This is a genomic window from Methanopyrus sp. (assembly GCF_053997775.1).
The window spans coordinates 1-8,514 of sequence record NZ_JBMXXF010000030.1 but is presented as its reverse complement, the minus strand read 5'-3'; the positions used below and the strand labels follow the sequence as shown (position 1 = coordinate 8,514).

Sequence of the window (8,514 nt, the reverse complement as noted above, 5' to 3'; positions counted from 1 at the left end):
CGCCACCTCGGCGGGCGAGGCCTCGGTGGCGGGGTTCTCCTGCCCCCCGGTCATTCCCCAGGCGGCGTCGGTCACGACCACGATGGTGAGGTTCTCGAACCGGTCCCGGTTCTGCGCGATCGTGGCCAGCGTGTGCAGGTGCATGAAGAAGCCGCCGTCGCCCACCACGCAGTACACCCGGCCCTCGGTGCGGAGGCAGTGGCCGAGGGCGACGGCGATCGCGCCGCCCAGCGCGCCGGTGCCCCCGTCCGGGTCCAGTCCGGCCTTGGCGGCGGCGATCGTGTTGTCCCCGAGGTCGACCACGACCCGGTCCCGGTCGCCCACGAGCTCCGCCAGCGGGGCGAGGGCCTCCTCGGGTCGCAACGCTCACTCCTCCTCGAGTAGGTAAATCTCGCCGCGGTCCAAGTCGACGCGCACGCGGCTGCCCTCGGGGGGCATGAGGTGTCGATGCTCCTCCCCGTGGTGCGGGGCGTCCTCCGGGATCTCGGGCTCGACGAGCAGCTCCTTGACCTCCTCGTTGACCGGCTGGGCCTCCCGGATGACCGGGATCTCCCCGTCGTCGGAGAGGGTGCGCACCTCGCCCGTGCAGACGATGGCCACGGCCCCCATCACCTCCGGGTACGTGTCGTAGGCCCCGCCCAGGTCCTGGGTGAAGACCACCTGGCCCTCTTGGATGTCCACGATCTGATCCGGGTGCGTGACGTGGATGACCTCCCCCTCCACCTCACCGCTGCCTCGGACGGTCTTCCCGCGCATGATCAGCCGGGGCAAGCTCGGGGCCCTTGGTGGTGGTAGACCGGCACCCTTATTTGATCAGCAGCCCTCAGCTTTCCCCGACGGGGAACGCGCTACCCCCTTCGACCAGGGGATACGGGCTTTGTCGGAGCGCAGGTGCGAGATCTGCGGTCGCCCGATTCGGGGTCGGGCGAGGGTCGTGCGGGTGGAAGGGTCCGAGCTGCGGGTCTGCGAGGAGTGCGCCCGGTTCGGCAGGGAGGTGGCTCGTCCGAGCGTGGGTTCGGGGCGTCGGGAGCGCGGTGGTCGCCGCCCACCTCGACGGGCTCCCCGGCCGCGTCGCCGGCGTCCCAGGGGGTTCGACCCGTTTCGGGAGGGGTACGAGCTGGTTCCGGACTACGCGGACCGGGTGCGGGAGGCTCGGGAACGCAAGGGGTGGAGTCAGGAGGAGCTGGCGGAACGGGTGGGGGAGAAGGTGTCCGTGATCCGTCGGATCGAGGCGGGGAAGATGGAGCCGGACGTGAACCTGGCCCGGAGGCTGGAGAAGGTGCTGGAGGTGGACCTGCTGGAGCCCCTGGAGGCGACGGAGGTCGAGACGTCGGGCTCCGAGAGTGAGGGGCTCACGCTAGGAGACGTGGTGGAGATTCGTAAGAAGTAGCCCGGACAGGAGGACCCCCAGGACGACGAGCGTGACCGCCGAGGCGAGGGCGACGCGTCGGAGCCTGGAGGAGCGGTCCTTCCGACCCGCCACCATCGTCGCCACCTTCATGCTGAACTCGCGCAGCCGGTTGTCGTCGTTGTTTTGGGCGTAGAGCTGGATCCGTCCCTGCCTCCGGTCTACGACCAGGTACGCGTCGGCCCTCACGTTGCGCTCGTAGCGGCAGACCTTGTCGAAGTGCCGATACGCTTCGGTGAGGACCCTGTCAATCGTCTCCTCGTCGGCCTTCACGTCCAGCAGGACCTTCCCGTCCATCTGCGCGGGTTCCTCGAGCACGGCGAGGTCGCAGTGTCGGACCGGTGGTGACTCCTTGATGGTCTCCAGCCGCTCGTCGATGGAGAACTTGTCCACGTACTCATCGCCGAAGAGGACCATCTTGTCCAGGGAGCGGCAGACGGACGACAAGACCTCCCGGTTGAACGAGTCGATCTCCCCCACGACCACGACCACGTCGTTCTTCGCCCGTTTAATTAGGTTGACGACTTCCGGTATCGTCCAGCCGCTCCTCAGGACGATCAGCGTGGCCTTCCGTCTCACCCTCTTCCCCCGCCTCGCCGACGATCTCGTCCACCGGGATCAGAATGGGCCCCATCTCCTTCACCTGCACGATGATGTACTCGTAGGGGAGGCGGCGCACCTCGTCCGCCGACTTGGTGGGCAGCGTGCGGATCCGCACGCCCTCCACGTTTCGCACCCGGTTCCCGTCCAGCCCGTCGAACCTGATGGCGACGGTGCCGGCGTAGGCTCGTCCCTTGAGCTTGGCGATGAGCGGGGAGGGTTCCATGAAGATGACCTCCTTGATGAAGCTGATCAGGGCCTGCTTGAGGCCGGTCTTGCGCGGGATGCGGACGGTGTCCTCCAGCTGCCCGCTGACCTCCAGGGTGTAGCGGCCCTCGGGTGCCCGCATCTCGTCCACCTCGACCTCGATCCGGGCCCCCGCGTGCCGCTGGCACAGGGCGGTGTCGCGCAGGACGGAGAGGGCCACGACGCGCATGGGACCCTGCAGGCGGCGGCCGGTGTGCGGGACCACGCGCGCCGCGTCGAGGATGTGGATGCGCGGGACGGTGCCCAGGTAGTCCCGGTAGGCGATCATGACGGCCTCCCGGACCGCGTTCTCCGCCTGGTCCAGCAGGATCCCGCCCCCGTAGAGGCCGACGCGGTCGGGCGGCTGGAGGTCGGCGGCCCGGATCATGCGCTTGACGGCGGACAGGATGGTGTCCCGGACGTACTCGGCCACCTCCTCGATGGGCTCGAGCGCCTGGCTGCGGGAGATGCCGTACTTAGCGAGCTCCTCGTCGGCGACGGGGGAGTTCAGCTTTTTCTTCAGGCTCTCCGCCTCCTCGTAGGTCAGGCCGAACTCGTTCGCCAGGGCGAGGGTGAAGTCACGGCCGCCCACCTTGATCGTCTTGCACAGCTCGAGGCTGGAGTCCCGGATCATGGAGACGTCGGTGGTGCCGCCGCCGGAGTCGATGAGGAGGTAATCCGTGGCGCGCTGCTCCGCCGTCAGGGACTTGGCCACGGCGATGGGCTCGATGGAGATGGTGATCAGCTTGAGGTTGAGGATGTCCGCGATCCGCTCCAGGTTGTGGACGAGCGTGGGGTTCGCGCTCGAGACGATGGCCCGGAACCGCACCTCCGAGGCTCGGCTCCCGATGATCCCCTCCGGGTGCTCCGAGCTGAGCTCGCGCGGGTCGACCTCGGTGCCGTTCACCTCCAGCTCCACGATGTCCACCGAAACCGGGCGGACGCGGTCGGAAAACTCCAGCCGCTCCACGATCGAGCGCCCGATGTCCTCCCACCCGACGCTGCCCTCGGGGGTCACCCGGATCGCCTTCTCTTGAATCTCGAACCGGTCGCCGGTCATCGACAGCCCGACGCCCTCCACCTCCCGCCGGTCGAGGCCCGCGTTGTTGAGCGCCTCCCGGACCGTCTGCTCCACGACCTCGCTGACGCCGCGGACGTACCGCACGTTACCCCGCTCCATGAGCGTGGGGTCCATGATGTACCGCTCGCTGTACCCCTTGACGACCAGGTTATCCCCGCGGAGCCTACCCACGGCCGCCGCGATCACCTCGGTCCCCAGGTCTACGGCCACCACGTTCAAGCAACTAGCCCTCCAGCTGCCCGAGCTCGCGCTGCTTGCGGGACTGGAAACGCCGCACGTCCTCCAAATTAATCTCGTGGGCGGTCATGAAGGCCTCCACCTCGATCAGCAGGTCTCCCAGCTCCTCGAGCACCTTCTCCCGGTCCCCGCGGCGCACGGCGTCCCGTACCTCCAGCGCCTCCTCCACGAGCCGCGCTCCCGTCGCCACCTCCACGGCCCGATCCTTCCGCGGGGTGAGGCCCGAAATCCCGAGGATCTGAGACCTGAGCCGGCGGCTGGACCGGAACCGGTCGATCGCGGCCCTAATCAGCTCGTTCAAGACCGGCGTCCCCTTAAGGCTCGTACACGTACGCGCGTCGGCGCTCGCCCAGCTTCAGCACCCGGGCCGGTCCGAGCGCCTCGATCGGGAACGTGTAGCTGACGACCGTGGCGCCGCACGCGGCCAGCTCCTCCGCGAGCTCGCGCAGGAGCGACGGGAAAAGGTACACGAACACCAGATCCGGGTCCAGCCCGCGGAGGTCCACCTCCCGTACGTCGGCCCGTATAAATGTCGTTTTATCGTCTACGCCCAGCGTTTCGCACTTACGGCGCGCGACCCGCAGCACGTCCTCCCGCGCGTCCACGCCCACCCCCCGGCACCCGCACAGGTAGGCGGCGGCCGCCACGAACCGACCGTCACCGCACCCCAGGTCCACCACCAGGTCCTCCGGGCCCGGCCTCAGGCGCTCCAGGATCCGGATCACGGCGTCGATCGGGGTCGGCACGAAGCAGAGCCGGGTGGGGCACGTCACCACGAAGTCGTCGTTCCGGTGGTACTCCACCTCGTCCGGGAACAGCCGGCGGAGCCGCTCAGCCTTCCTCCCGCTCTCGATCCTCATCCGTCCCGATCCTCCGCTTGGGTGGGTGGTACCCGCGCAGCTCCTCGAACTTGGCGAACCGTCGGAGGAGGCCCCGGTAGATGTCCCCGTGCCGGGGCGTGACGACGATCACGTGCCCGGGCGGGTGGATCCTCGAGATCTTCTCGATGATCTCGGCCGGCTCCCCCTCCGCCTGGGCGATGGCGGCCACCGGGTACGGCCGCTTGACCTCTCCGAGCAGCTCGCGGACGATGGTGTTGGCCACGTCGGGGCTGAGGATACGAGGCTTGCCCAAGATTTTAATACCCGCGTACCTTTCCACATCGGACAGGCAGTTGAGGATCTTCTCGTAGGAGTCGGAGCGCACGATTATAAACACGGTCAGCGTGTCCACCCCGCCGGGGGGTCGACTCTGGAGCGCACAAACGTGGTCGGGGTGGATATCTCAGGGCGCCACGTCGAGGAGGACGGCCGATATAATAGGATCACGGCGTGCGTCTCCGCCGAGGTGGACGGGTTCAACGTCTTCTCGGTTCGGGACGTGAACGTCTTCGTCGTGAGGACGTCCGAGCCTCCCAACCTGCGGACGCTCGCGGAGGAGGTCTCCCGGGCGCTGAACGGGGTGGACAAGGCGGACGAGTTCACGGTCGTGGCCGAGCCGGGCGAGTTCTTCGGGGAGCCCGAGTGGCGCGTGTCCGCCCTGCTGGGCGCCCCGTTCAAGTACGCGGAGACGGTGGCGGAGCGCGAGGTGGTGGAGATGGCCCACAAGCTGGCGTACGGCGTCTACAAGGGCGTCAAGATGGGGTTGAAGGTTGCCCGATCGTCCCAGGGCAGTCCTGGTTGAGCGCCTGGAGTGGGGTCAGGAGAGTCGACTGGACGAGCTGGAGCAGCTGGCCGAATCCGCCGGCTACGAGGTCGTCGGCAGGTTCAAGCAGCTTCGGCACGAGGACCCGCGGTACAACATCGGCCGGGGCAAGGTGAAGGAGATCGCCCGGTTCGTCCGGGAGCACGACGTGGACCGGGTGATCTTCGAGAACGAGCTCAAGCCGGTGCAGGCGTACAACCTGGCGGGCGAGTTCGGGGTCCGGGTCATCGACCGGTTCCAGCTGATCCTCGAGATCTTCGCGCAGCGGGCCCGGACCAAGGAGGCCAAGCTGCAGGTTAAGCTCGCTCGGCTCAAGTACGAGCTGCCCCGGGCCCGGGAGATGGTGAACCTGGCGAAGCGGGAGGAGCGGCCGGGCTTTCGGGGCCTGGGTAAGTACGAGGCGGACAAGTACGAGGAGATGATCCGGCGGAAGATCGCCCGGATCGAGCGGAAGCTGCGGCAGATCGAGCGGGACCGGGAGCTGAAGCGGAAGCACCGGCGCCGGCTCGGCTTCGAGCTCGTGACGCTCGCCGGCTACACCTGCGCGGGCAAGAGCACCCTGATGCGGCGGCTCACGGACGAGCGGGTGCGCGTGGACGAGCGGATGTTCTCCACGCTGGATACGACCACGCGGGCGCTGAACCTGGACGGGCACCGGGTCCTGCTCACGGACACGGTCGGGTTCGTGGACAACCTGCCGCACTGGCTGGTCGAGTCCTTCAAGTCGACGCTGGAGGAGACGGCCCGGGCCGACCTGATCCTGCTGGTCGTGGACGTGAGCGAGGAGCCGAGCGAGATCCGGCGGAAGCTGCGGGTGTGTCACCGGGTGCTGGACGAGATCGGGGCCCGGGCCCCCATCGTCACGGCGCTCAACAAGGCCGACCTCGTCGGGTGGGAGGAGGCGGAGCGCCGGCTGGAGGCGCTCGAGGGAATGGTCTCGAACCCGGTCATCGTCTCGGCGAAGACCGGGGAGGGGCTGGACGAGCTGCGGGAGCGCCTCCGGGCCGTGCTGTCCCGGTACTGGCGGAACGTGCGCGTGCGGCTCCCCGCGGACCCGCGCAGCATGCGGGTGATCTCCCGGCTGCACGACTTGGGGAAGGTGCTGGACGAGCGGTGGTCCGAGGACGGGGTCGAGCTGTACGTGGAGGTTAGCGAGAAGGTGGTAGGCCGGGTCAAGGGCATGGTCCGTGACGTGGGCGAGGTCGAGGTGCTGGACTAATCTTACTCCGACTCCTCGGAGCCCGACCTCACGCTCTTTCGGTACCACTCCGGGACCTGGACCAGCGCGTACCCGCCGTCCGGGCCCGGCTTACCGTCGATCTTGAATCCCATCTTGCGCAGGTCCTTGACCCGGTTGTGCACGGCCACCCGACTCTCCCGGTTGATGAACTCCTTCAGGAGCTCGCCGCTCACGTAGTTCCCCGAGCGCGTGTAGATCCCGGCCTCCTTGAGTATCTGCTTGGCCTTCTTCTCCCCCACGGCCTGGGACAGCTGGTCGAGGAGCCGGTTCGCCTCCTCCAGCACGGAGAGGATGATCAGGTGGCCCGCGTCCACCTTCACGCCCTTCTCGTAGGCCCGCTTCAGGAACTCCCACAGGTCCCCACGGGGGCGGCTCTTGGCCACCCGCTCCAGCCGGAGCTGGGTCAGCGCGGCGATCTCGTCGTCCCGCACCATACGCGGGACCGCCCCCTCGTTCAGGCTCGTGTAACGTTTCGCGTCATATAACTTTGGCGCGGGCGGGAGCTAAGACCGCCTCAGCTCCCGCCGCCTCTTAGCCACCCGGCGGGCCACGACGGCCTCCCCCAGCTTGAACAGGTACACGAACAGCCGCTCGAGCCCTCCCATGAGCCACAGCACGTACCCGAACGTCCGATCGCTGATCTTCCGCTCGAACTCCTCCGGGGACACGTCCCGGCCCAGCTCCCGGTTGAACACCAGCGTCGCCGCCTCTATAAATTCCTCCCACGAGATCCCGGGGGCGTGCTCGTACACCTCGCGCAGCAGCTTCTCCGCCGGGGTGTCGTACAGCTTCGACATCAGCTCCACAACCGTCCGCAGCGTGACCACGCCCACCACGCTCATGTCGTCCTCGACCAGTGGGACCAGCGTGAGGTCCGAGTCCATCATCATCCGCACGGCCTCGGTGATCGGGTCCGAAGGGGAGAGCGACTCGGGCCGCCGAGAGACCTCCTCCACCCGCTCGGCACCGGCCAAAAGGCCCCGGCACACGTCGTTGGAGGTCACGAGGCCCGCCAGCCGGCCGGAGTCGTCCACCACGACCGCCGTGTACTCCGAGTACCGGGACAGCTCGCGCGCGGCCCGCTCCAGGTCGTCGTCCACCCGCACCTCCGGGTACTCACTCGTCGCCCACCGGTCCGCCCTCAACCCTCCTCACCCCGCTCCCGGACGCGGATCGCGCCCGCCGGGCAGTTCCGGGCGCACTCCCCGCACCGGATGCACCGATCGTGATCGATGCTCGCCACGTCCCCCTCCATCTTCACCGCGTCCACCGGGCAGACCTCCACGCACACCCCGCACCCGATGCAGGAATCCTGATCCAGCTCGATCTCCCGCTCAAACCGAGGTGACTCCAGACGCCGGCGGATCCGGATCGCGTCCGTCGGGCAGGCGTGCTCGCACGCGCGGCAGCCTACGCACCGGTCCAGATCGATCTCCAGCCGCTCCAGGTCGGGCGCGTCCACCGGGCAGACCTGACGGCAGAGGCCGCACTGAACGCACCTGGACTCGTCCAACCGCGCCTCCCGCACGTCGATCTTCCGACGGATCACCTCCACCCGGTCAAGCAGGATCTCCACCTCCTCCCCCCGCACCCGCGCCTCACCGCGGACCACGCTGAGCGCGTCCACGGGGCAGGACTTCGCGCACAGCCGGCAGCTCACGCACCGGTCGTGGTCGATCTCGGGCGGGTTGGTGGGATCCGGCTCCGAGATCGCGTCCACCGGGCACTCCTCGTAGCAGATCTTGCACCCCACGCACCGCTCCCCGTCCACGATCACGAACTCCCGGCGGACGGGTCCCACCTCGGCGGCCACGCGAGCGACGAGCTCCTCGTCCGCCCCCTCCACGCGCTCCAGCACCCGGTCCACCAGCTCGTCCAGCGGAACGCTCTCCCGGGCGCTCAACGCTCCTCCCCCACGGGCTCAATGGCCCGGGCGGGACACACCCTCACGCACTCCAGGCACCCCACGCACCGCTCCTCATCCAGCTCGGGAGGGGA

Annotated in this window: 14 protein-coding genes; 3 read left to right on the top strand and 11 right to left on the bottom strand. The window is 68.5% G+C overall.

Annotated elements, in window-relative coordinates:
• On the bottom strand, positions 1 to 363 hold a 363-nt coding region (locus ACXJJV_RS04560), incomplete at its 3' end, for a thiamine pyrophosphate-dependent enzyme (RefSeq protein WP_456466999.1).
• 3 nt (positions 364 to 366) lie between these two features.
• Entirely contained in the window at positions 367 to 771 is a 405-nt protein-coding gene (locus ACXJJV_RS04555; RefSeq protein WP_456466998.1) for a hypothetical protein, read from the bottom strand.
• Positions 772 to 877: 106 nt separating this feature from the next.
• Here ACXJJV_RS04555 and ACXJJV_RS04550 point away from each other — a divergent pair, with 106 nt between their 5' ends.
• Positions 878 to 1,390: a multiprotein bridging factor aMBF1 gene (locus tag ACXJJV_RS04550; protein ID WP_456466997.1), complete on the top strand. Its 513-nt coding sequence runs from the start codon at positions 878 to 880 to the stop codon at positions 1,388 to 1,390.
• Here the strand turns inward: ACXJJV_RS04550 and ACXJJV_RS04545 are convergent.
• Genes ACXJJV_RS04545 through ACXJJV_RS04525 form a run of 5 tightly spaced genes read right to left on the bottom strand, consistent with a single transcriptional unit; the run spans position 1,358 to position 4,790 of the window.
• Entirely contained in the window at positions 1,358 to 1,987 is a 630-nt protein-coding gene (locus ACXJJV_RS04545; RefSeq protein WP_456466996.1) for a hypothetical protein, read from the bottom strand. The two genes, ACXJJV_RS04550 and ACXJJV_RS04545, sit on opposite strands and share 33 nt — an antisense overlap.
• Entirely contained in the window at positions 1,917 to 3,548 is a 1,632-nt protein-coding gene (locus ACXJJV_RS04540) for a cell division FtsA domain-containing protein (protein WP_456467001.1), read from the bottom strand. The genes ACXJJV_RS04545 and ACXJJV_RS04540 overlap by 71 nt, the downstream gene beginning before the upstream one ends.
• Positions 3,549 to 3,558: 10 nt before the next feature.
• Positions 3,559 to 3,873 carry a MazG nucleotide pyrophosphohydrolase domain-containing protein gene (locus ACXJJV_RS04535; protein WP_456466995.1) on the bottom strand — a complete coding sequence of 105 codons (315 nt, stop codon included), beginning with the start codon at positions 3,871 to 3,873 and terminating at the stop codon, positions 3,559 to 3,561.
• 13 nt (positions 3,874 to 3,886) lie between these two features.
• Positions 3,887 to 4,432 (bottom strand): SAM-dependent methyltransferase, encoded by a 546-nt coding sequence (locus tag ACXJJV_RS04530; RefSeq protein WP_456466994.1) that lies wholly within the window; start codon positions 4,430 to 4,432, stop codon positions 3,887 to 3,889.
• Complete coding sequence (locus ACXJJV_RS04525; RefSeq protein WP_456466993.1) at positions 4,404 to 4,790, bottom strand: DUF356 domain-containing protein; 387 nt, start codon at positions 4,788 to 4,790, stop codon at positions 4,404 to 4,406. The genes ACXJJV_RS04530 and ACXJJV_RS04525 overlap by 29 nt, the downstream gene beginning before the upstream one ends.
• Before the next feature lie 48 nt (positions 4,791 to 4,838).
• On the opposite strand from ACXJJV_RS04525, the gene ACXJJV_RS04520 reads away from it, so the two are divergent.
• Positions 4,839 to 5,255 (top strand): DUF2209 domain-containing protein, encoded by a 417-nt coding sequence (locus tag ACXJJV_RS04520; protein ID WP_456466992.1) that lies wholly within the window; start codon positions 4,839 to 4,841, stop codon positions 5,253 to 5,255.
• A complete protein-coding gene (gene hflX, locus ACXJJV_RS04515; protein WP_456466991.1) occupies positions 5,224 to 6,495 on the top strand; it encodes a GTPase HflX in 1,272 nt (423 codons plus the stop codon). The genes ACXJJV_RS04520 and hflX overlap by 32 nt, the downstream gene beginning before the upstream one ends.
• A gap of 2 nt (positions 6,496 to 6,497) precedes the next feature.
• Here hflX and ACXJJV_RS04510 read toward each other — a convergent pair whose 3' ends face one another.
• The 4 genes from ACXJJV_RS04510 to ACXJJV_RS04495 all read right to left on the bottom strand — a co-directional run.
• Entirely contained in the window at positions 6,498 to 6,950 is a 453-nt protein-coding gene (locus ACXJJV_RS04510) for an HTH domain-containing protein (protein WP_456466990.1), read from the bottom strand.
• Positions 6,951 to 7,019: 69 nt separating this feature from the next.
• Positions 7,020 to 7,661: a CBS domain-containing protein gene (locus ACXJJV_RS04505; protein WP_456466989.1), complete on the bottom strand. Its 642-nt coding sequence runs from the start codon at positions 7,659 to 7,661 to the stop codon at positions 7,020 to 7,022.
• Positions 7,658 to 8,419, bottom strand: a complete 762-nt coding sequence (locus ACXJJV_RS04500) for a 4Fe-4S binding protein (RefSeq protein WP_456466988.1) — start codon at positions 8,417 to 8,419, stop codon at positions 7,658 to 7,660. The genes ACXJJV_RS04505 and ACXJJV_RS04500 overlap by 4 nt, the downstream gene beginning before the upstream one ends.
• On the bottom strand, positions 8,416 to 8,514 hold a 99-nt coding region (locus tag ACXJJV_RS04495), incomplete at its 5' end, for a 4Fe-4S binding protein (protein ID WP_456467000.1). The genes ACXJJV_RS04495 and ACXJJV_RS04500, both read right to left, overlap by 4 nt.